The sequence below is a fragment of the Thioflexithrix psekupsensis genome, from assembly GCF_002149925.1.
Lineage (GTDB): Bacteria > Pseudomonadota > Gammaproteobacteria > Beggiatoales > Beggiatoaceae > Thioflexithrix > Thioflexithrix psekupsensis.
On sequence record NZ_MSLT01000012.1, the window covers coordinates 161,174 to 185,649 of the forward strand.

Sequence of the window (24,476 nt, forward strand, 5' to 3'; positions counted from 1 at the left end):
AGCTTCCGAATGTCGCTACGCGGGCTTTTTCATTTAAACTGCTTGAGTATAACATGCCTTTCTCCATTTTATGCTTCTTAAATCGGTGAGTTTAACATCTTTTTTAGATTTCATTAGTATAGAGACGCATTTTCGCGTCTCTATTTTTGGATAAAAAAAATGAAACTAACTCAAGCGTAAATAACGTAATGGTGGATGTTTCAACACGCCATAAGTGCCTAATAATCCCGCTAAACCAATTCCAAACATCCCGCCGAATATGCCAATAAGCCATAATGTAGGATTAAAATGATAACTTAATTCAAACACATAAATAGCCAACACATAACTAATCAATCCCGAGGCACTCGCCGCTAACAATCCCGCCAACCCCCCTAAGGTCATAAATTCAGCCAATAAAGCCGCTAAAATCTGCCCTCGCGTCGCGCCTAATGTGCGCAGTAACGCACTTTCATACAACCGCTCTTCATGCGTGGCCGCAATCGCCGCATATAACACAATAATTCCCGCTATTAACGTAAATAAAAACACATATTGTATCGCTAAACTGGCTTTATCAATGACTCCGCGCACTTGCTGCATTAATGCTTTTAAATCAAACAAAGTAATAGAAGGGAATTGCCGCACCAAATGAACTGACCATTCTCGCTCATTGGGCAAATGAAAACTGGTGACATAAGTCCGCGGTAAATTCTCGGTTAAATCAGGCGTGCCTAAAACAAAAAAATTCACATTAAAAGACTCCCATTCTACCGTGCGTAAACTGGTAATGGTCGCCGTCACCGATTGTCCCCCAACGAGAAAAGACAACGTGTCGCCTAATTTTAAATCAAATAATCGTGCAAACCCTTGTTCTACTGATAATTCTTGTGTCGCACCTGCTGACCAAAATTCTCCTGCAACCACTTGATTATCCGCGGGTAAAGTGGCGTGGCTGGATAAATTAAAAGTGCGCAATAACATGCGTTTGGCGCGAGGATTATCATAATCATTCACATCTAATTCGCGCCCATTAATCGCCACAAATCGCCCAACGACCATTGGAAATAATCCCGTATGTTTAATTTCAGATTGCGTTAAAAATTGATCAAAATCAGATAAAGATTCAGGCTGAATATTAACCGCAAAATAATTAGGTGCTTCTTCAGACAATCGCCCTTGCCATGCGTTTAATAAATCAATCCGCACAATGGCTAATAATAATAACGCCATCATTCCCAAACCAAAAGCCGTTAATTGCACACTGCTAGAACGCGCTCGCCGAGATAAATTAGCCAAACCAAATCTCCAGCTAATGTGCGTGCTTTCTCGCAGATGTTTCAAACTGAAAACCAATAAACTCGCTACCAGTAATAATAATGCTAATGTAGCCAAAGTGCCTATAATAAAAGTAAGGGCTAATCTCCATTCTCCCGCCTGCCATAACATCAGCACACTCATGGCTAAAATAGCCAAGCCTAAAACTTGCCAAACTTGCGGCGGTGTCACTGTTATATCTTGTCGTAAAACCCGTAATGGAGATACCGAATGGATTTTTAATAACGGCGGCAATGCAAAACCAAATAAAGTAATAAATCCCGTCATTAATCCTAAAATAAGCGGATAAACAGAAGGTGAAGGTAATTCTGGACGATTTAAGAATTGCGTTAATAAATGCACCAATCCCATTTGTGCCAATAAACCCAATAAACAACCTAATAAGCCACCCAATATCCCTAAAAGTAATAAACGGTATAAATATAACCGCAAAAGAAACCCTTGTGTTGCCCCCAAACAACGCATAATGGCACTGGCATCGACCTGTTTACGGGCAAATTGCTGCGCAGCCACCGCAATCGCCGCGCCCGCTAAAATCACCGCCACCAAAGCCGCTAAACTTAAAAAACGATCTGCCCGCTCAATTGCACTGCGCAATTCAGGTTGCGCATCGTTTAAATCTTCAATTCGTTGGGCAGAATTTAATTGTGGTGTTAGCCATTGGCGATATTTTTCTAAGGCTTGTTCTTGCCCTGCAATTAATAAACGATATTGCACCCGACTGCCTTCGCCAATTAATCCTGTTTTAACCACATCCGATAAATTCATTAATACTCGTGGTGCAAATTGACTAAAAAAACCACCGCGATCAGGTTCATAAGTTAAAATACCAGACACCTTAAATGATTGCGTACCAATACTTAATTGATCTCCTATTTCAATCCCAAATTGATGCAATAAACGAGATTCTAACCAAATTTCTCCTTTTTGCGGTAATTGATCCGTAATGGCATCAGCCGCATCCAATGAAATCGCATAACGTAATTGTCCGCGTAAAGGATAATGTTCACTCACCGCTTTAATCGCCGTTAAAACCGTGTCATCTTCATGTAAAATCACACTAGGAAAAGACAATGTTTTAGCTGTCATTAATCCTTCTATTTGGGCTTGTTCTGACCATTCATCAGGAAAATCTTGGGCAGAAATAACGACAAAATCAGCCGCTAATAATTCCGCACCTTGTTGTTCAATTAACTGATAAATTTTATCGGTAAAAAAGCCCACCGCAGTCACCGCAGAAACCGCAATCATTAAGGCCAAGACCAGCACGCGCAATTCAGTATTGCGCCAATCCCGATAAAAGTGTTGCCACGCCATTTGCCATGCGTTCATTCGGCCTCCTGCAATTGACCTTGATTTAAATAACAACGACGATCACAATGCTGGGCTAATTTAGCATCATGCGTCACTAAAATTAAAGTCGTGCCTTGTTCTTGTTTTAAAGAAAATAATAAATCAATAATTTTCTGTCCCGTTTGTTGATCTAAATTGCCCGTTGGCTCATCGGCAAATAACACGCTGGGTTGTGCCGCAAAAGCCCGCGCCAAAGCCACCCGCTGTTGTTCTCCTCCTGATAATTGTGAGGGAAGGTGTTTTAAACGCGAGATTAAACCCACTTGCTCTAAAATTGAAATGGCTTTATTTTTCACGCCATCAATGCCCGCTAATTCCATCGGTAACATGACATTTTCTAAAGCCGTTAATGCAGGTAATAAATGAAAAGATTGAAAAACAAAACCTACGCGGCCTGCACGTAATTGCGCTCGTTGATCTTCGTTTAATTCGGTGATATTTTGTCCAAACAAAGACACATAACCTTGCGTCGGTTGATCTAATCCTGCTAATAAACCCAATAAAGTGGATTTACCCGAACCTGACGCGCCCAAAATCGCCACGGCTTCATGCGCATCAATAGATAAATTAACGGCATTCAGTAATGTTAAAATTCCTTCTGGGGCGTGGACTTGTTTACCCAGTGCCACTGCACTGACAATGGTTTCTTTTGTCACGGTGTGATTCCTTTCTGTTAATGAAAACTATCGACATTTCGCAATATTGTTGTTAAACTCGTGATGTATTTTCTGGGTTTAGATACTTTATTCTTATTAATATTCAACGCTTATCATTATGATTTATAATACCATTATTTCCAGCGAAATTTTAGCCGATCATTTATCCGATCCCAATTGGGTGATTATCGATTGTCGTTTTAGTTTGACCGATGCAAAAGAAGGGGAGCGTTTATATCGCACGGCGCATATTCCCTTTGCGCATTATTTGGATTTAAATCAAGATTTATCTGCCCCCAAAACGGCGACAACAGGTCGGCATCCGTTGCCTGACGCGCAAACGCTGGCTCACAAGTTAGGTCAATTGGGGATTGATCGCCACACACAAGTGATTGCTTACGATGCTGACGGGGGATTTTTTGCGGCGCGGCTGTGGTGGTTGTTGCGCTGGCTTGGACATCCTGCGGTGGCGTTATTGGATGGGGGATTGCCCGCGTGGCAGGCGGCGGGTTACGCGTTGACAGATGAAGTTGTTGCGCGCGAAGGGCGGGTGTTTGCTGCACAACCTGATGCGCATCAATGGGTTGATATGGCGGCGATTGAAGCCTTAGATTTCAAGCAATATTGTCTGCTTGATGCTCGGTCGGCGGAGCGTTTTCGCGGTCAGCAAGAAACGCTTGATCCGATTGCAGGTCATATTCCTGGTGCGCAGAGTGTGCCTTGTGGTGGCAATTTGGATGCACAACAAAAATTTTTATCGCCTGATTTGTTGCGCCAGCGTTTTACTGAAATTTTGGATGGGCATGATGCTTCGCAAGTGATTTGCATGTGTGGTTCAGGGGTTACGGCTTGTCATAATCTGTTGGCGATGGAGATTGCGGGCTTGGGTGGGGCGCGTTTGTATGTCGGCTCGTGGAGTGAATGGATTACAATACCCACGCACGCGGTGGCAACGGAGTAGAACATTTGCCCTTAATTCCTCTCCTTTAGGAGGGGAATTAGGTCTCAATTAAAAAGGTTTATTCTCATGAAAAAAAACAATATTATCTATTTTATTTTATGTATTTTATTAGGACTGATTTTATATTTATTTAATCAGGCTTCGATGGCTGAATTAGCAGACACAGAACTGCAACAAATCCGTTTGCCATTGACTGCGCCATTAACCACATTTAATCCCAGTCAAGCCACGATAGAAAGTGATTTACAATTAACGGCTTATTTATTCTCAGGCTTGACCCAATTAAATCCAGAAACTTATCAAATAGAACCTGCATTAGCCCAACGTTGGTCAATCAGCAATAACGGCTTACATTATATTTTCCATTTGCGTCCGCAATTACGCTGGAATAATGGAGAACCAATCACTGCACAAGATATGGTAGATACTTTGCATTTTCATTTAAAACCTGAAAATAAAATGCCTTTTGTTCATTGGCTTTATCCATTAAAAAATGCTCAAGCGATTCATCAAGGAGAATTAGAAGATTTTACCCAATTGGGTGTGCGGGCATTAGATCAAGAAACATTAATGTTTACTTTAATGCAACCTACGCCTTATTTTTTAACTTTAACCAGCTTAATGCCTTATATGCCATTGCCTGCTGTTTTATTAAAAACAGAAGCAACTCCTTTAAACGACATTAAACAATTACCGACCAGTGGCCCTTATCAATTGAGTCATATTGCAGAGGGAGTGATTAATTTAACGCCTAATAATAATTTTTTTAACCCGATGCAAGCCAAAATTCCTCATTTAACATTACAATGGGTTAATCCAGAAATTGACTTAATGATATTAGCCAAGACCAATACAAATACTGATCAATCTATGTCTTATTCTTTAACCCAGCATTATATTCCTCAATTCTGTACGGTTTCTTATTTGTTTAATATCCAAAAATTCCCGATGGATCAAGCCTTAATTCGTAAAGCGATCAGTGCCAGTATTGATCGACAATTGGCATTAGATTTACTGAATAAACCACATAGCCCTGCGTTTCATTTTACGCCACCGTTATTATTGGGCGAAACAGAAAAAATACCTGAACCTTTTGGCATTTCTTTTGACCCAGAAGCGGCTCAATTATGGTTAGATAAAGTTAATACCGAGTTACAATTGGAAGATAAATGGCCAGTGATAACTTTATTATTACCAGATGAAGCAGAATCGATAAAAATTGCAGAAACCATTGCGCACTCATTAAAATATCATTTGAATTTAACGCTAGAATTAAAACCTTATGCCACTGCGGATTATTTGCAGCATATTGCTCAAGGCAATTGGGAGAGTGATTTATTACAACTGACGTGGTGCGGCGATTATCCCGATGCGCACAGTTGGTTATATGATGTGTTAAATACGGCGTTATTGTCTCCATTAATGACGGATAAATATACTAATATTATTGCCTTAATGCAACGCTCTTTATCTTTATCTGCGTCGCCGCAACGCTATGAATTATATCAATATGCAGAACATTTTCTAATCGAACAAGAAGCTATATTTTTACCATTATACTTTTTAAATCACCGTTATTATATGGATTCTGTATTAAAAATGGCTCATTTAAATCCGTTTAATGGGTCATGGTGGATACAATAAATGTCTCAAGTTAAATTGCCTTTATTAAAACTGCGTAAAGATTTACAATTTTCTTTACAAAGTTATGGCAATCAAGCCTGTTATTTATTAGAAGACCCTGTAAATGCCACTTACTTTCGTATTGGATTAGACGAATATCAATTATTACAGGCTTTAGATGGCGAAAAAGATGGGGAGTTATTAATCGCTCAACATCTAGGTAATTTAGACCCACAACAATTACCATTATTAGTGCATTGGTTAATTCAAAACCAATTGGTTTATATAAAAATAAACGACACATGGCAATTGTCTGATGCGAAAAAAGATAAATTCCAAGTTTTAGCGCAAGCATTAAACTGGCTATTTATCAAAATTCCTTTAGGCAGTCCAGATCGTTTATTGGCTTATTTACTGCCTTATTTACGTCCGTTATTAGGTTGGAAATTTTTTGTGATTTGGCTGTTGGTGGTCATTACAGGATTGTGGCAAATGGCCAGTCATTTTGATCGCTTTACCCAAGCGGCCGATCAGTTATTATCCATTCATAATGCAGCTTATTTAATTGCGGCATGGTTAATCATTAAAACATTACATGAATTATTTCATGGTTTAGTCTGTAAAAACTATGGGGGTTATATTCATCAAGCAGGCATTATGTTGATTTTATTTGCGCCTATTGGGGGTTATGTCAATGCCACCTCAAGTTGGAAATTAACGTCTCGTTGGCAGCGAATTCATGTGTCTTTTGCGGGGATGTATATTGAATTATTTTTAGCGGCAATGGCGGCGTGGATATGGGTTTATACTGAAACAGGACAGCTTAATTTTTTAGCTTATAATGTCATTGTTATTGCCAGTATTGCTACGTTATTATTTAATGCTAATCCTTTAATGCGTTTTGATGGTTATTATATTCTCACGGATATGGTGAATATTCCTAATTTATATACCTTAGGACAAAAATATGTTATTTATTTAAATCAACGTTATGTGCAAGGGCGAAATATTCCCGATCCTTTGCAACATCAAACGCGAGCATGGTTTATTCGTTTTTATGGAATCAGTGCGTTAATTTGGCGATGGTTGGTGACCATTACTTTAGTGGTATTGGCACATTTATTATGGCATGGTGCGGGCTTTATTTTAGCGGTATTGGCCGCAGTTGCGATGGTGATATTGCCGTTGTTGCGTTTTGCGCTGCAATGGCCGCAATTACCGCAACGCACTGCTATTTTAACGCGCCTTTTTTTTATTTTTGGCATCGCTGGCGCGGTTATTTTTCTTTTCCTGCATACCCATTGGTCGCCGCGTTTGATTGTGCCTGCGGTGGTGGATTATGCGCAGGAAACGGTGATCCGTGTGGATACCTCAGGCACGTTACGCGAAATTTTAGTACAAACAGGACAGACGGTTAAACAAGGTGATTTATTATTAATCTTGGAAAATCCTGATTTAAAAACGAATTATGATGATTTACATCAGCAAATTAAAATTATTGAATTAAAGCAACAACAGTTATTGCAACAACAGCATTTAGCTGAATATCAAGCTGAAGCAGAAAAATTAGTGGAATTGCAGCGTAAAATGCGCGAATTAGAACAGCAAATAAAAGCCTTAATGTTGCACGCGCCACACGATGGACAGGTGTTAATGGGACGGTTAGAGGACAATTTGCAGCGTTATTTAACTCGCGGCACTGAATTATTCAGCATTGCAGAGGCCAATCGTTTTCACATTATGCTGTCTATTGCGCAGCAAGATATTGACGCATTCCGCGGTCAAGAAGGGGCTTTGATTCATTTTATGCGCGACAGCGATCCGCATCAACAATGGCAAGCGCATTTGGTGCAAATTAAACCCACCGCCAGCTCCACCATTGATTATCCTGCATTAACCGCTTTAGGCGGCGGCCAATTGGCTGTGAAACGGCGCGCAGAACCAACAGAAAATCAAGGCAATAATCCACAAGAATTATACGAACATTTACAACCCCGTTTTGTGGCCATTGCTGAATTTAAAACCACTCCCCATTTACCTGTTTTTACCGCCGGAGAAACGGGACAAATCGCATGGATGTCACCAAGCCAAACGTTATGGCAATCTTTGCAATCGAGCGTAGCGCGTTATTTACAGGGAATTATCGATCAGTCCCAATGGTGACAAGAAATGTGAGAACAGCCAGCGCATGAGAGGCTCAATCGCGGTCAGTCTTTACAGCGTGGGGGATTTCTTTTATTCTTGCTGTGGCGTGATGGGCTACCCGATTTTAGGACGTTTGCAAAAAAATAGGCAGTATTTTCACTTTACAACTTTACAGTATCAACAACAGCCCTTAGAATGTACACACCTAAACGATAAAAAAAAACAATGATGACAATTAGGTGCGACAGCAGTCTCAACCGTTGAGGCCACGCTTGAAATAACATCAATTCCTGAATACAAACCCCAATCACTTATCCACCCGCTTACTCAAGGAAAACAGTAAGTTAGAACAAAGGAGCGCAAACCTATGAGCAAAGTCTATGATATCCTCCCCGACGCAGCCGCACGGGCATTGATCAACAATGATCAATATCTGGAAATGTACGCCCGTTCGGTCAACGATCCAGAGGGTTTCTGGGCAGAACAAGCCGAAAAATTCGTGACTTGGTTCAAAAAATGGGACAAAGTTCAAGACAACGACTATTTTGAAGGTCGAATTCGTTGGTTTGAAGGCGCAAAGGTCAATGTTTCCTACAACTGTTTAGATCGCCATTTGGAAACTCGCGGCGATCAAACCGCTATCATTTGGGAAGGCGACTCTCCCGATGAAGCCAAACACATCACCTACCGCCAATTGCACGAAGAAGTTTCTCGTTTAGCCAATGCCCTGAAAAACTTGGGCGTTAAACGCGGAGATCGAGTTTGTATTTATCTGCCCATGATTCCTGAAGCGGCTGCGTCCATGTTGGCGTGTACTCGGATTGGGGCGATCCATTCTGTCGTCTTTGGTGGTTTTTCTCCTGACGCATTGCGGGATCGTATCCAAGATTCCGATTGCCAAGTGGTGATCACTTCTGATGAAAGTATGCGCGGTGGCCGCCGTGTTCCCTTGAAAGCCAATGTGGATAAAGCCTTAGAAAGCTGCCCCAATGTTCGTACTTCTATTGTCGTTAAACGCACTGGCGGCAATGTGGCATGGAAAGAAGGGCGTGATGTGTGGTATCACGAGCAATTGGCTGCGGCTTCACCGGATTGTCCTGCGGAAGAAATGGATGCCGAAGACCCCTTGTTTACACTGTACACTTCAGGTTCTACCGGTAAACCCAAAGGTGTTTTACACAGCACCGGGGGTTATTTGTTATTCACCGCCATGACGCACAAGTACATTTTTGACTACCATGACGGTGATGTTTATTGGTGTACTGCGGATGTGGGTTGGGTGACGGGGCATTCTTACATTGTTTACGGACCGCTGGCGAATGGCGCAACCACGTTAATGTTTGAAGGCGTTCCGACTTATCCTGATGCTGGCCGTTTCTGGCAAGTGGTTGATAAACATCAAGTTAATATTTTCTACACCGCACCCACCGCGATTCGTTCGTTGATGGGACAAGGTGAAGAATTGGTGAAGAAAACCAGCCGTAGCAGCTTGCGTTTGTTAGGTAGTGTGGGCGAACCCATTAATCCTGAAGCGTGGGAATGGTATTATAATGTGGTCGGTGAAGGCCGTTGTCCTATCGTGGATACGTGGTGGCAAACGGAAACCGGTGGCATTTTGATTACGCCATTACCCGGTGCGACTAAGTTAAAACCCGGTTCAGCCACTCGTCCTTTCTTCGGCGTTGTCCCTGCGTTGGTCAGCAATGAAGGCGAAGTGTTGGAAGGCGCGACAGAAGGTAACTTGGTAATTACCCGTGCGTGGCCAAGCCAAATGCGCACCATTTATGGCGATCACCAACGCTTTATCGACACTTATTTGAAAACCTATCCCGGCACTTATTTCACAGGTGACGGCGCACGTCGAGATGAAGACGGTTATTACTGGATTACAGGTCGTGTGGATGACGTGATCAACGTGTCAGGTCATCGGATGGGAACAGCTGAAGTAGAAAGCGCATTAGTGCTGCATGAGTCTGTTGCTGAAGCGGCTGTAGTCGGTTATCCGCATGATATTAAGGGACAAGGCATTTATGCTTATGTCACACTGATGGTTGGCGTTGAACCCAGCGAAGCCTTACGTAAAGAATTGGTGCAATTGGTACGTAAAGAAATCGGCCCCATTGCCAGCCCTGACGTGATTCAATGGGCACCCGGTCTGCCTAAGACCCGCTCTGGTAAGATCATGCGTCGGATTCTGCGTAAGATCGCTGCCAACGAGATCGATGCGTTAGGTGATACTTCTACGCTGGCTGATCCAACTGTTGTACAGGATTTGATCGAAAATCGCGCCGTGAAATAATCACAGGGGAGTAACAAAAAGGGACAACCTGTTTTGGGTTGTCCCTTTTCTTTTGGACGTGGGAAATTTTCAGAAATTATCAAGTTAATGAATTTTAACGAGTTTTTCTGGCACGACCGCGTGTGGATGCAGGGCGCGCTGGGGCGGTGGCTTTTTCTGCTATTGTTTTAGCGGGTTCAACTTGAATTTCACTTTGAATCTCAACAGGCGCAGTGCTGACAGTGGCTTCAGCCGTGGTGACGGTTTCAACAACCGCCGTGGTGACTTCTTCTGTCACTGTGGTGACGACTGCTGGAGTCATGTCGATGACCGCTTGTTCTGCTTGTGCGACTGTTTCGGCAGCGGCAGCAACAGCAACAATGGGCGCGGGTGTAGCCATCTGTTCTAAGGCTATTGTCTCACGTTCTGCTTCGGGGCGTGTCCATTGGTTGCGCAGGGATTGCAAGTTTTTTTGATATAACTTGCTCATCTCTTGGCGGGCATCCATGACAATTTCAAAAGTCACGCGAAAATTATTTAACAATTTTTTGTTAAATTCTTGTAACAATTCCGTTTGTGTGGTTAATGTGCTTTGGAGATCGCGTGGCGGCCGGGTAAGGGTTTGCATCTGTTTGATGCCGCCTTCCATGTAAATTCCCATGATGTCCATTTGTTGCTGGCTGAGGCTCATCATCAAGTTTTTATTGACGGTACTGGTCTTTTTTACCGACTCAGCGACGGTCTGATTGAGACGAGACCATTGCACGAATTGCATTTCCATAGATCGCTCCTAAAAGAGTGGAAGGTTATGTTTGAAAGACGGGTGTGGGTTGGACTGGATTTTTTGTTGCATTGCACAATTTATAGCCCAATTTGGACACGCTGTCAAGTTTTAATTGTGTTTGATCAGCAAGTTGTCAGCATTATTGGCTGGTCTTCTCTGATGTGGACTTGCTTTTGTGCATAGCAGCAAAAAAGTTCAGTCCTAAAATTTTTTGGCTAAATTAAGCACCCAAACAGAAATAATCTCGATCTGAACCGCTTTTTAGTCATTAGCGCGCTCATGATCGCCTTACATGCTAAATGCTAACGTTTTAAGGAAAATCCATGTACAATGCCATAGGTCGTGAAAAGATGTTAAGCGGCTTTTTGTAACGGAATAGAATTTGCGTTGTAAAAAAAACATTCGCTAAAATTAAAGTGTTTGTTGATAAATTTTTTGTGGTTTTTAATAGGCGTATAATAAAACATGGAGCGATCATGAGCATTAATCAAATTTGTACTGACATTGTCAAAGATGTAGATTCAGCTTTAGGCTGTGCGGTGGTGGATTTAAGCAGTGGTCTATTACTGGGCGTATCGCATAATGTGCCTTATTTTACCCAATCTTATTTAGATGCGGTGGCTGCGGCTGCGGTGGACATGTTTCGCGGCCGCACCGTCAGCGCGGTTGAAGACATGATTGCCAATATGCGCGGCATAAAACGGGTCAATTATATTAAAGAAGTGCAAATGACCACAGACAATACCTATCATTTTATGACCATTATCCCAGATAAACCCGACGCATTAGTGGTATTAATTACCAGTCGTAAAGCCAATTTAGGCATGGGTTGGGCATCGTTACGCCGTTCGTTGGGTAAACTCGCGCCATTATGCCCTTAATCGTTGGGAGAATGGTGGGATTGGGATAATGCTTTTTAATAAAGCATTATCCCTTATTTATTAGCGTGCGATAATTTTTTTATAGGATAACAAAAATGTGGTTTAAAAATGTTCACTTTTACCGTTTCTTAAAACCCATCACATTAACAGAACAGATTTTACAAGATCGTTTAAAAACGGCGTTATTTCGTCCTTGTGGTCAATTGGAGATGGAAAGTACGGGGTGGGTGTCTCCATTTGGACGGGAATCAGAGGCATTCACGCTGGCGTATCAAGGTTGTTTTCTGGTGACGGCAAAACGACAAGAACGATTGTTACCCGCTTCAGTGGTGCAAGAGGTATTGGCAGAGCGAATTGAAGCCATTGAAATGCGAGAACAACGCAGGGTTCGCGGTAAAGAAAAAAAAGCCTTGCAAGAAGAAATTATCCGCGAATTAATTCCCCAAGCCTTTACCCGTTCTCAAAAAATGCAGGCTTATATTGATACGAAAAATGGCTGGCTTATTCTAAACACCAGCAATCGTAAAAAAGCCCAAGATATGATTCAATTATTGCGGCAAACGTTGGGAACTTTGCCTGTGGTTGTGCCACAATTTAAGCATCCTCCAGCAACGGTTTTAACGCAATGGTTAGCCACTCAAGATTATCCGTCTGATTTTGCCTTAGCCGATGCCTGCCAATTGGTGGATACGGGAACGGAGGGCGCAACGGTGAGTTGTCGTCATCAGGATTTGTCCGCAGAGGAAGTTCATGGGCATTTGAAAGCAGGTAAAGCGGTGAATCGTTTGGCGTTAATATGGGCTGATCGCTTGTCTTTTGTCATTGATGAAGAATGCGTCATTAAACGCCTGCAAATGGAAGAAATCGACACAGACGCAGATCAATCAAGTGAGGTCAGTGTTCAAGAAACACTGCCTCACGCTATCAATGATGCGCAACAATTAGAAGCGGATTTTATTTTATTAACAGCCGAATTAACCGCTTTAATACAACGCCTCATTGTCGTCTTTGGCGGCGAAAATGAAGCGGCCTATCAGCAAATGGAACAGAGCGTTTAAAATACTGTTAAAAATAAACATTACTGTCCATTAATTCCTCCCGAAAAACTCACTTCAACAGACCCCCCACTGTCTTCTGCTCCCGCGATGCGCACAGTTATGGTTGCACTGCGGGGTTCTGGGGGCGGGGCTTCCGTGCTGGTTTGTACTTCGCTGGCTAACGTGAAAACCAAGTTTTGATGTCCGCGTCCGATACCGTCTTCAAAAACCAATTCTGTCGTACCACCCAATATTCCCGCTGTGGTAGAAACAGTAAAACGAGTTCCACCCACTAAGCGATTTCCCCATTGATCCGCGACAGATTGCACGACAAAACGCAAACTGCCCCCCACAGGAATAGAGAAATGATTGGGGTCTTGTCCATCGGCTAAAGTCACGATTAACTGACTGGGACGGTCGGAAAATAGTATTCGCATCGCCCGCCAAATCACTGTGCTATTTTGATACACGCCATCAGGGCCGTCAAAACGCCCGTTACCATTGACATCAATGTAAAATTCTCCGTCGTCATAAGTGCCATTATCATTCGCCTCAATGTAAGGCTCGCTTAAATCACCGCGCCCCGTTATGATTTCACCAAAATCCCAGCGTCGATTGCCATTGGCATCGGTGTAGCCTAATTCTGTGTGTCTATCTACATCAAAATCGAATACACCATTACCATTGGCATCGATAAAACTTTCGCTGCCTGTGGTATAAGCCACTACGGTAGAGAGTCCGGGATTGCCACACAGTGAACTACCTACGGTGGGATTACTCACCAAAGCAAAGCGACCGCTACATTCATAACTTGCTCCTAAAATACTTTGTCCGATATGGCGCGACGTGGGTAATCCACCCAACAACGGTGGCGCAGGATTCGCTGTTTGTAAAACAGCAGTAGCTTGTCCCCATTGCGTCGTTTCAGAGAATGCGCCCGTGCCAATACTTGTCCCAATCGTTCCACCTTCAGTGACAAAACTCACTCGCGTCCCATCAGGAACAATATTACCAAAACGATCCGACACATAGGCAGTCACTTTGTTTTGTATGCCAAAACGCACTCCGCCCGCAATGTTTAATCGTTCCGCGGCTAAAGACAAGCGATCTCCATCAGGTAATCCACCAACGACCAATACACGTGCAGTCGTGCTAACCTTTTCCACTTGGGCGATGACATCCACGCCGCCCGCCACCGAACCACTGCGCAAGGTCACAGCCACTAGAGCTTGATGATTGGTGTAAGCGGTTAATTCCGATTGACTAAATTCTTGGCCAACAGATAAGGCTTCACCGCCGTTTAATCGGGTTTTACTCAAAGAAAAGCGCACTGCCGTGCCATCGCTGACTTGATTGCCCAAACCGTCTTTTACTCGAAAAGTGATCAAGCTGGTTTCAGGCGCGCCACTGTCTGCAATACCAATGGTAGCAGGTTCTATGCTGGCCACTTCAATTAAACCCGCACTGGTAGGCAGTACATTGATCGTCGTGCGGGCGACAGTGCCTGAATGCTCTACAGAAATAGTGACTGTTCCTGCTCGCGTATCAGCAGTGAATACAGCTTGAGCTTGTCCTGCTTGGTCGGTGATGACTTCTGGCGTAATTGTTCCCATCCCATCAGTAAAAAAGCGCAGGGGTGTGCCTGCGGGCATGGGATTATTTTGGGCATCGCGGGCAATCGCGGTGATGGTGGCTTTACCGTTAATGGCGACTTCAGTGACATCACGGCTTAATTCTATGGTTTCAGTTTGATTCGAGAAAAAAGTCAGTTGAGAACGCGCCGCCGGTAACGCATCGGCACTGGCTAAAACTTCCGAATCACCCATTGTATATTGTCTAGCCTCAATCATGGCTTGACCGCTGCGATCAGTATTCACACGAAAAGGGTCTAACAATGCCTCACCGCTGCCTAAGCGGAAATTTAAGGGAACACCGGCAATCCCTACATTTTCAAAATCAGACAAATAAGCGGTTAATCTCACTAAACTTGCAACAGAGGCGCGTTCTGCGGGGGGGGTTAAACGCACTGACGCGCCAAAATATAAGGGTAAAGTTTGTTGTGCGGTGGCGGCTTGTACCGTCACACGCACATTCGCACCGCGAGGACTGTTGACACGCACACTCCATTCGCCCTGCGCATCGCTAACTCCACGTGAAGCACTCAATTGTGCGGGAGAAGGTTGACCATTTAGATCGGACAATTTGATTTCAATGTCTTGCCCACTGATCGGCAAGCCTTTGTCATCGGTAATTTTAGCGGTAATGGTCGCTGTTTGTTGTACAGTTAAAACCGTAGCAGTACTGGAAATGGCTAAACGACGACGACCTTCTTGGAAATTTGCTTGAAAAAACACTTCAGCATCCGCAGTCAAACCGCCCGCACTGGCGCGTACTATCGCTTGACCGCCATCATTAGCCACATCAGTGACTTTAATTTTAGCCGTACCATCGGCGGCTGTTTTGACTTGGCGACTGGACAGGCTTTCATGATTACTATTCACAAAACTAAATTCAATATTCTGATCCGCTAATGGCGCGTTATTGCCATCTTTAAGTAACGCGGTTAATTCAGTTTCCACAATTGTGTTAATAGACTGGGGAATAAGCGATAATAATGCGCCAAAAAATAACTCAATGGTTTGGCTAATTGATCCGCTATTGACCCGCACTAATACCCGCTCTGGAGCTTGACTGCTGACAGTAAAAATAACTTGTCCATTGATGTCCGAAACCGTAGGTACTTGTCCCAAAGTGGCTGAACCTGAAACGCTGACACTCGCAGGTGTATTGGGAAGGAGTCGGTATCTGGTGACAAAAACGCCATTTTCTAATTTTTCAAATGGTTCGCCTCTTAATGTTGCAGTCACTTGAATCGTGCCACCCAATCCCACCAAAGTTCGATCTGCGGTTAAATCAATAACTGTAGTTAATGCGGCAAAAGAGATTTCTACCGTCTGACTGCGCACGCCGTCGGCAATGGCAGTCACTTTAAACGTTTCCGCTTGGCTGTTGACTACTGTGGTACGAAAAATCCCCTCTTTATCTGTAGTTCCTGAAAGCGCACGAAATAAAGCAGAGGTAGAATCACTTTCCAAACTGACAGGAATATCGCTTAATGGCTCATTATTCGCACCGCGAGCAGATACGGTGAGTGTAATTTGAGATACACCATTGGCAGGGCGAAAATTATCTGTCACCACCAAATCCACTTGCTGTACTCGTCGGCTGGCAGTGGGATTGAGAAAGATCAATTGGGCTTCTGCTGCGGTTTGACCGTTTACTAAGGCTTTGACAGAAAAGGTTTCTTCTTGGCGATTGGTCACGGTTACGGTGAAACGGCCGTTGTTATCCGTTACGCCACTTAATGCGCTGAACAAAGCCGAATTAGACCCCGCTGCCAATTCTATTTGTAATCCAGATAAAGCCGATCCATCTGTTTTGCGCGCAATAGCCGCAATAGTGATAGCCGCTTGACCGTTTGCGGCTTGCTGATTATCCGTAACATGTAAAACAACACGCTGTTCTGCATTGACAAAAGTTAAACGCGCCGTACTCACTTCCACTCCATTTGATAATACACGAACCGTCGCCGTTTCCGCCACCGTATTGGTGGCGGTGATGGCCAAGCGGCCGTTGGCATCGGTACGGCCAGACATTTGGGATAAGCGTAATGTGTTTGAAGGGGTGCTAAATTCAATGGGCGTATTGGCTGAAGCCGTGCCGTCTGTTTTGCGGACAATGACTGTTAAAGTAGTGGCACTTTGACCATTGGCAATTGGATTACTTGGATTGACATCCACACTGAATTGTCCTGATTTTTCAGCCACAAACGTTACACGCGCACTGCCCACAGGTTCTTTTCCAATAAACGCATTAACCACTACCGTCTCTGCCACGCGATTGCGCACGGTGATCTGTAAGCGACCATTTTGATCCGTTACACCCGATAATGTACTGAATGAAGCCGTATTTGATTCAGTGGCTAAAGTAATGGGAACATTGGCTAATGGTGTATTATTTTCTTGACGCGCAATCATGGTTAAAGTGGCTTCATCTCGATCATTGGCCAACACTTGTTCGGGAGATACGCTCAAGGCCACCCGCTGACTTGAACTGATAAACGTCACATGACGGCGTTCGTATTCTTGATCATTCACCCGCACCACAACTTCGACTGTTTCGGCGACCGTATTTATTATACGGGTGGTGAAATGCCCCGCGGCATCCGTGACACCAGACACCTCGCTGAATCGTACCGTATCAGAATCAGCCGCCAACTGAATCTCAGCCCCCGACACGCCTAAACGCTTGTCGTCGCGTACGGTGACAGAGAATTGAATTGGACTACTGCCATCGGCGGGCTGTTCATCGTTTGTGACGGTGATGGAAACCAATTGTTGTACTGGTGTGAAGGTTAAACTGGCATTGCCAACAAGATTGCCCTCAATGAACGCATTGACAGTAAACGTTTCGGCCACCGTATTGGTCACTGTCACCGTAAAACGACCATTGGCATCGCTGACTCCAGACAACGCACTGAATACCGCATTATCCGATTGCGGCGCGAGGGCAACAGCCGCACCTGCGCGTAGTGTACCGTCTGGATGTCGAGAAATTACAGTGAGTTGAATTTCTGTACGGCCATCCGCAGGGACTTGATTGTTAATTAATCGGACGGTGTTATTTTCTTGAGGGGTGGTGTCTCCGCTGCCCCCGCCACCACCCAAACATCCTGTTAATAACAGGGCGAATAAGCTGTAGCATAAAAGGCTCACCATCGAATGGCTTGGAAAGGTCATGATGAGTTAAATCCACGGGTTAAGAGGGTTGTGAATGGGCATGGGCTGTTGCTACGGGTGACAATCCGCCCAAACACAAATATTTGGTTTCTAAAAATTCTTCGATACCGTAATATCCGCCTTCGCGTCCGATACCAGAGGCTTTCATGCCGCCAAAGGGAGCGGCTTCGCTGGAAATCATGCCGTCATTAATGCCAATCATTCCGTATTCTAACGCTTCAGCCACACGCCATACGCGGCCAATATCTCGGCTGTAAAAATAAGCTGCTAAACCAAATTCCGTCTCATTGGCTAAGGCGATGGCTTGGGCTTCGGTGTCGAAAGTGAACAAAGGCGCGACGGGGCCAAATATTTCTTCTTTTGCCACGCGCATGTCTGGCGTAATATTCGTTAAAACAGTGGGTTGAAAAAAATACCCGCCCAATTCGTGGCGTTTGCCTCCACACAATACATTTGCGCCTTTTCCGACTGCGTCCGCGACATATTCTTCAACTTTTTCTAAAGCGGCTTGGTTGATCAAGGGACCTTGTTGTGTGCCGGCTTTTGCGCCGTCGCCGACTTGTAAACGGCTAACTTCGGCCGCTAAGGCTGCGGCAAAACGGGGATAAATTCCTGATTGAATGAGAAAACGATTGGCACAAATACAAGTTTGCCCGCTGTTACGGTATTTGGAAGCCAACGCGCCCGCGACAGCCTGTTCTACATCAGCATCATCAAATACAATAAAAGGCGCATTCCCTCCCAATTCCAAAGAGACTTTTTTCACCGTCGTGGCACATTGCGCCATCAATTGTTGGCCGATTTCTGTAGAACCTGTGAAGGACAATTTGCGTACTAATGGATTACGAGTGAGTTCTTCTCCGATGACGCGGGCATCGCCAGTGACTACATTGAATACACCAGCGGGAATGCCAGCGCGGTGTGCCAATTCCGCCAAAGCCAACGCCGATAATGGGGTACTTGAGGCGGGTTTAATCACCACCGTACAGCCTGCTGCCAGTGCAGGCGCGCATTTGCGGGTAATCATGGCACTGGGAAAATTCCACGGCGTGATGGCCGCTGCCACGCCAACGGCTTGTTTAATGACGACTAAGCGTTGACTGGTTTTGGGACTGGGAAGGGTGTCGCCGTACACCCGTTTGGCTTCTTCCGCATACCATTCGACATACGATGCACCGTAAATAATTTCACTACGGGCTTCGGCCAAAGGTTTACCTTGTTCTGCGGTGAGCAGTTGGGCGAGGTCGGCTTGATGGGCGATAATCAGGTCATACCATTGACGTAAAACATTCGACCGTTCTTTTGCGGTTAAAGCCCGCCATGCAGACCCTGCATCGTAAGCCGCACGGATGGCGGTTTGTGTTTCGACCGCACCCAAACGAGGGACGGTGGCGATAACGGCTGCTGTGGCGGGATTGACTACGGTGAGGGTACGTTGGTCGCGGGCTTCACACCATTGTCCGTTGACATAAGCCTGTTGTTTAAATAAGGCATTGTCGCTTAAAATCATATCATGACACCTGTTTTATCAGAATTAAAACAATTAAAACAATAAAAAAATCGCCCTATCAATGACGCTCAATTTATTTTAACTTTTTAATCGGTTCACATTATGCCTACTATTTTTGACAATATTGAACAGAAATTTTTACCTGCATTGCAAAAAAGTTTGCAAGTGGCTTATCGTGCCGATTTTTGTATTGGTTATTTTAGTGTAAAAGGTTGGAAAAATATAGCAAATGATCTGGATCATTTTCAAGGGGGAGAAAATCATTGTTGTCGTGTTTTAATTGGCATGGCACAAACTTATCATGATTGGAAAGTGGATTTTGATTTGGTAGAGGAAGAAATTCCTGATTCAAAAACAATGCGCGCCTTAGAATTAAAAACGGCTGAAGAGTTCCGTTTACAATTGGTGCGGATGCTGCCAACAAATCATATTGAGCGGGAATTAAAGCAGTTATTGCAGCAGTTAAAATCAGCTAAAGTCAAAATTAGATTATATTTACGACATCCCTTACATGCCAAGTTATACTTAACCTATAGAAACGATGATTTTAATCCGCTAATTAGTTATTTAGGCAGTAGCAATTTAACTTTATCGGGTTTATCCAATCAAGGGGAGTTAAATGTAAATGTAGAAACAAAGGAAGCAGGGGAAAAATTAACAGATTGGTTTAATGCCCGCTGGAATGATAATAAAACAGTGGATATATCAGACGCATTAATTCACGCCATCGAACAAAGTTGGGTGGAACAGACGGTGACACCTTACGAGGTTTATTTAAAAATCGCTTATCATCTTTCTGCGGATGCACGAATGGGAATGAAAGAATTTTTTATTCCGCGACAATTTCGGAAAAAATTATTTACTTATCAAGAAAATGCGATTCAATTGGCAGCGCGTCATTTAGAAAAACGTAATGGCGTGTTATTAGCTGATGTGGTCGGTTTGGGAAAAACATTAATGGCAACGGTATTGGCAAAAATCTTTGAAGAAATTCATCGCTTAGAAACATTAATTATTTGCCCTAAAAATTTGGTCACCATGTGGAGTCATTATTGCGATCAGTATTTAAAAATGGTGCGGGTACTTTCTATCAGTCAAGTAGAGAAAGAATTACCCGAATTAAAGCGTTATCATTTGGTGATTATTGATGAAAGTCATCATTTACGTCATCAAGAAGGCAAACGTTATAAAGCCATTCGCAGTTATTTGGTTAAAAATGAAAGCAAAGTTATTTTATTATCGGCAACGCCTTATAATAAAGATTATTCTGATTTAGTGGGACAATTGGGTTTATTTATTGATATGGAAGATCATTTAGAGATTAAACCCAGAAAATTACTCGCTAATCCGACTAAAGAGGAACGTGATTTATTGCGTCATTGCAGTGAATATTCGTTAAAGGCTTTTGCCATCAGTCAACATCCTGAAGATTGGCGCGATTTAATGCGGCTTTATATGGTGCGCCGTACCCGTAGTTTTATTCAGAAAAATTACAGTGAATTTGATGTCGAAAAACAGCGTTATTATTTATTATTAGAGGATAATAATAAAAGTTTTTTTCCAAAACGTCAACCTAAAACATTGCGTTTTCCTGTGATAAAAAATACGGTTTATGCACGGTTAATTAATGAGGACACTATTGAGTTATTAAATAATCTGCATTTACCGCGTTATGGTTTGGGGAGTTACGTCACGCCCACAGTGGATTTAAGCAAAGAAGAACAGCAAATTATTAGCGATTTAAGACGCAGTGGACGGCGTTTAATGGGGTTTTATCGGATTAATTTATTTAAGCGTTTAGAAAGCAGTGAGAAAGCCTTTTTTTATTCGTTAAAACGGCATCTGTTGCGTAATTTGGTCATGCTTTATGCTTTAGAAAATGATTTGTCTGTTCCTCTCGGCACCGAACTTATCGAAATTAATCGTGTTTTAAGTACATTAGAACAAAAAGATAAAGATGAATTTCAATCTAATTTGGCTTCTGATAGCGAATTATTAGACACTTCCATATCGTTGGATCATTTACGTCGCCATGCCAAAGAATTATATGAGTTAGCGCGCTCTGGACAAGGTCAATTTCGTTGGTTATCAGCGCGTCAATTTTCACCATTGTTAATAACGCATTTACAAGATGATGTTAATGTGTTGTTTTCTTTATTCAAGGAGTTTTCACAATTTACTCCAGCGCAAGACAGTAAATTGCAAGTATTAGCGCATTTAATTCAACAGGTTCATCCTACGGAAAAAATTTTAATCTTTACTCAATTTGCAGATACCGCTATTTATTTAGAACAATCTTTATTGGCACAAGGTATTGTTGAATTAGCCGCAGTGACAGGACAAAGCGAATCTCCCAGTGAATTTGCGATGCGATTTAGTCCAAAGAGTTATGAGAAAATTCCTGATGCTGTCGCGCAATTAACTCCATTACGCATTTTAATTACGACCGATGTTTTATCAGAAGGGCAAAATTTGCAAGATGCGGCGATTGTGGTGAATTATGATTTACCATGGGCAATTATTCGTTTAATTCAGCGCGTGGGGCGTGTGGATCGAATTGGACAACAAGCTGATACGATTTTATGTTATTCCTTTTTACCTGATGATGGCGTGGAAAAATTAATTCGTTTGCGACAACGTTTAAAACAGCGTTTGCAGCAAAATGCAGAAGTGATTGGAACGGATGAGGCTTTTTTTGAAGATGATATGAATAAAACAGTTTTATTGGACTTATATCATGAGAAATCTAACGTATTAGAACATGAAAAAGAACAGGAAATTGATTTAGTTTCTGAGGCGCATAATATTTGGTCAAAAGCGATTAAGGAAAATCCATCATTAGAAAAAAGAATTATGAATTTACCTAATCATATTTATGCCAATAAAGCGGCTGAACAAACAGGCACTATTGTCTATTTCAGTATGCCCAATGGCAGCGATATGGTGGCCTTAATTGATGCTCAAGAGCAGATAATCACTGATTCGCCAGAAGCGATATTGCAAGCGGCTTTTTGCACGCCTGATACGCCCGCATTGCCGCGAGATTCTGATCATTTTGAACGGATAAAAGTATTGGCTAAATTGTCGCTAGATGACGCGCAATCATTCTCAGGTTTTCATTTTAAGAGATCGGTTAAAGGACAAGTTTATCGTCGTTTAAGTGATTTTAGAGGTGGCTTATTATTGTATCCGAATATGTCACAGGCTTTAGAATTGTTATTAAAATATCCTTTGTGTATTGATGCTTTAGAGTTATTGCGTGTTAAATTAAAGCAGAATTGCAGTGATGAATCTTTGTTAGAATCGGTGATGTCACTTTTTCAAGAAAAACGTTTATGTGTGGTGCATGAGAATGCAGAAAGTAATGAATTTAGAGTGATTTGTAGCTTGGGATTGCGGGCTTAAAGATGTTGAATTTCTACTTGTTCCCATTTTGCATAAAGATATTCCGCCACTAATCTGCGATGACAAAATTCAGGCGTTTCTTCACTGCATAATAAACAGGAGTTATTTATTATTTTTGGGTCTAAAGTTTCAATTTGGCGAGAAGTCATTAAGTTTATGAATTGCTCTTCATATAATTTCCAATTTTTTGTATTTTTATAAGTTTCTAATATGATTTTAGTGGGTGCGAGATTGGGAAGATGCAAATAGTCAATATTGCAAATTTCTTGCAAGAAAAATTTTAAATCTTCTTTTTTGGTAAATCCTGCAAGTTGTGATGTGTTATTTAAACGGGCATCAATAACGCATTTTACGCCCGCTTTTTTAAGATTTAAAAAAAACTGTTTGGCTGTTTTTTTAGTAAATCCAATAGTGAATATTTTAATCATGCTGCAACTTCTTTCATGGTGTTGTCAGCATAAGCAATTCGTTCTGCTTGAATTTCATAGGCTTTATTAAGTAATTGTTCTCGTGTATTGAACATATCAGATTCAGGTAATTTGCATAAATGTAAAAGACGATCTTCCATGTTATTCTGCGTTTCGGTTGAACCATCAGCATGGATATGTTTCACCAAAATATTTTCATTGTGAAGCTGGCGAGCAACTAAGATGGCACGATGGCACTCAATAGGGTCTTTTTCAGCACATAATAACGCTATAGAATAGCTTTTCATTCCTTTTTTGAGTCTTTCTAATCCTTGAATAAATTGTGACTGTTGTGCTAATTTGGAAAACTGTAATTTACCATGTTGATAACAAGAAATATCGCTTGAACGCGCCCCCAATTCTTTACCTAAGAAAACATAAGATATATCCGCTTGCAAAAGGAATGTTTTTAGTGATTCCATATTGTATTGTGACGCATAACGGCTGTAAGGCTGAGAACGCACATCAGCAATTGCAGTAATCGCATTTATTTTTAATAAATCAATAAATGCAGTAATATCATGGTTAGAATGACCTATGCTATAGAGTATATTGTTCATTATAAATACCTTATTATTTAGGGTTAAAAAATATATATTCCGTTTATTTGAATCCAGTAAAAATCATTGTAAATTCTGCCTAAACCCACTCTTAAATAAATTTCTTTGTCTGTCAGGGCGGCATTAAATTCTTCACAATTATTGATGTCTCGCGTAAAATAATAATCCACTATTGGAAGAAAAGGATAGTTTATTCCTGTTGAATCTGTCAAATGTAATTTATATTTTTCTTCATAATCACTTTTGATAATTTTAATTTTTATGGGTTTAATAGTGATAATTGACTTGTCTAAATCGGGGTGCGGTGCAATTTTTTTTGCTTCTTTTTGTTCATTGGGCAATTTTTCCATATTAAATCCGCTAATAATATTTTTAGATAAGGATTTATCTAGCAGTTGTTTAAACTGAATGGCTGACAAAGTACCTTGAATTTTTAAGGTATCTAGCCGATAATTTTCGTCCTCTAAATGAGGCTTTTGGCGATTAGAAACAGGTAGAAATTCACCCGATAAAATAACACGTGGCTTTATGCCGTGTTCTTTACAAAAATCTTGTGTTAAATAAGGCAAAGGTCTAACACATTCACCTGTAATAACGTCAATTCCCGCGAGACAAATTGCGGGATTGTCGCGTTTAAATTTTGTAAGATCAGTAATGATAATAGATCGCTTTGGCATAAAATTCCTCCTGTTAAATACGA

The 24,476-nt window shown here is 42.3% G+C and carries 15 protein-coding genes; 7 read left to right on the forward strand and 8 right to left on the reverse strand.

Annotated elements, in window-relative coordinates:
• Nucleotides 1-165: 165 nt before the first annotated feature.
• Nucleotides 166-2,649, reverse strand: a complete 2,484-nt coding sequence (locus TPSD3_RS05880; protein WP_086487652.1) for an ABC transporter permease — start codon at nucleotides 2,647-2,649, stop codon at nucleotides 166-168.
• Entirely contained in the window at nucleotides 2,646-3,326 is a 681-nt protein-coding gene (locus TPSD3_RS05885; protein ID WP_086487653.1) for an ABC transporter ATP-binding protein, read from the reverse strand. The genes TPSD3_RS05880 and TPSD3_RS05885 overlap by 4 nt, the downstream gene beginning before the upstream one ends.
• A 118-nt stretch (nucleotides 3,327-3,444) precedes the next feature.
• Between TPSD3_RS05885 and TPSD3_RS05890 the strand changes: the two genes are divergently transcribed.
• The 4 genes from TPSD3_RS05890 (at nucleotide 3,445) to acs (ending at nucleotide 10,354) form a co-directional block, all read left to right on the forward strand.
• Nucleotides 3,445-4,287 carry a sulfurtransferase gene (locus TPSD3_RS05890; protein WP_086487654.1) on the forward strand — a complete coding sequence of 281 codons (843 nt, stop codon included), beginning with the start codon at nucleotides 3,445-3,447 and terminating at the stop codon, nucleotides 4,285-4,287.
• Between the two features lie 66 nt (nucleotides 4,288-4,353).
• Nucleotides 4,354-5,931, forward strand: a complete 1,578-nt coding sequence (locus TPSD3_RS05895; protein ID WP_086487655.1) for an ABC transporter substrate-binding protein — start codon at nucleotides 4,354-4,356, stop codon at nucleotides 5,929-5,931.
• Nucleotides 5,932-8,073 (forward strand): site-2 protease family protein, encoded by a 2,142-nt coding sequence (locus TPSD3_RS05900; RefSeq protein WP_086487656.1) that lies wholly within the window; start codon nucleotides 5,932-5,934, stop codon nucleotides 8,071-8,073.
• Between the two features lie 349 nt (nucleotides 8,074-8,422).
• Nucleotides 8,423-10,354, forward strand: coding sequence for an acetate--CoA ligase (gene acs, locus TPSD3_RS05905; protein WP_086487657.1), 1,932 nt, complete (start codon nucleotides 8,423-8,425; stop codon nucleotides 10,352-10,354).
• 94 nt (nucleotides 10,355-10,448) lie between these two features.
• On the opposite strand, the gene TPSD3_RS05910 is transcribed toward acs, so the two are convergent.
• Nucleotides 10,449-11,114, reverse strand: coding sequence for a phasin family protein (locus TPSD3_RS05910; protein ID WP_086487658.1), 666 nt, complete (start codon nucleotides 11,112-11,114; stop codon nucleotides 10,449-10,451).
• Between the two features lie 479 nt (nucleotides 11,115-11,593).
• Between TPSD3_RS05910 and TPSD3_RS05915 the strand changes: the two genes are divergently transcribed.
• Nucleotides 11,594-11,998: a hypothetical protein gene (locus TPSD3_RS05915; RefSeq protein WP_245391534.1), complete on the forward strand. Its 405-nt coding sequence runs from the start codon at nucleotides 11,594-11,596 to the stop codon at nucleotides 11,996-11,998.
• Nucleotides 11,999-12,093: 95 nt separating this feature from the next.
• Nucleotides 12,094-13,056: a recombination-associated protein RdgC gene (locus TPSD3_RS05920; RefSeq protein ID WP_086487659.1), complete on the forward strand. Its 963-nt coding sequence runs from the start codon at nucleotides 12,094-12,096 to the stop codon at nucleotides 13,054-13,056.
• A gap of 20 nt (nucleotides 13,057-13,076) precedes the next feature.
• Here TPSD3_RS05920 and TPSD3_RS05925 read toward each other — a convergent pair whose 3' ends face one another.
• The gene (locus tag TPSD3_RS05925) at nucleotides 13,077-17,834 is read right to left on the reverse strand and encodes an Ig-like domain-containing protein (RefSeq protein WP_086487660.1); all 4,758 of its coding nucleotides are present in this window, start codon (nucleotides 17,832-17,834) and stop codon (nucleotides 13,077-13,079) included.
• Nucleotides 17,835-17,853: 19 nt separating this feature from the next.
• A complete protein-coding gene (locus TPSD3_RS05930; protein WP_086487661.1) occupies nucleotides 17,854-19,344 on the reverse strand; it encodes an NAD-dependent succinate-semialdehyde dehydrogenase in 1,491 nt (496 codons plus the stop codon).
• 102 nt (nucleotides 19,345-19,446) lie between these two features.
• On the opposite strand from TPSD3_RS05930, the gene TPSD3_RS05935 reads away from it, so the two are divergent.
• Nucleotides 19,447-22,749 carry a helicase-related protein gene (locus TPSD3_RS05935; RefSeq protein ID WP_086487662.1) on the forward strand — a complete coding sequence of 1,101 codons (3,303 nt, stop codon included), beginning with the start codon at nucleotides 19,447-19,449 and terminating at the stop codon, nucleotides 22,747-22,749.
• On the opposite strand, the gene TPSD3_RS05940 is transcribed toward TPSD3_RS05935, so the two are convergent.
• The 3 genes from TPSD3_RS05940 to TPSD3_RS05950 are packed head-to-tail and all read right to left on the reverse strand — an operon-like array spanning nucleotide 22,746 to nucleotide 24,453.
• Nucleotides 22,746-23,177: a DUF488 domain-containing protein gene (locus TPSD3_RS05940; protein ID WP_176329756.1), complete on the reverse strand. Its 432-nt coding sequence runs from the start codon at nucleotides 23,175-23,177 to the stop codon at nucleotides 22,746-22,748. The genes TPSD3_RS05935 and TPSD3_RS05940 overlap by 4 nt on opposite strands.
• The gene (locus tag TPSD3_RS05945; RefSeq protein WP_086487663.1) at nucleotides 23,174-23,776 is read right to left on the reverse strand and encodes a DUF488 domain-containing protein; all 603 of its coding nucleotides are present in this window, start codon (nucleotides 23,774-23,776) and stop codon (nucleotides 23,174-23,176) included. The genes TPSD3_RS05940 and TPSD3_RS05945 overlap by 4 nt, the downstream gene beginning before the upstream one ends.
• Nucleotides 23,777-23,799: 23 nt before the next feature.
• Entirely contained in the window at nucleotides 23,800-24,453 is a 654-nt protein-coding gene (locus TPSD3_RS05950) for a dual OB domain-containing protein (RefSeq protein ID WP_086487664.1), read from the reverse strand.
• Between the last annotated feature and the right edge of the window lie 23 nt (nucleotides 24,454-24,476).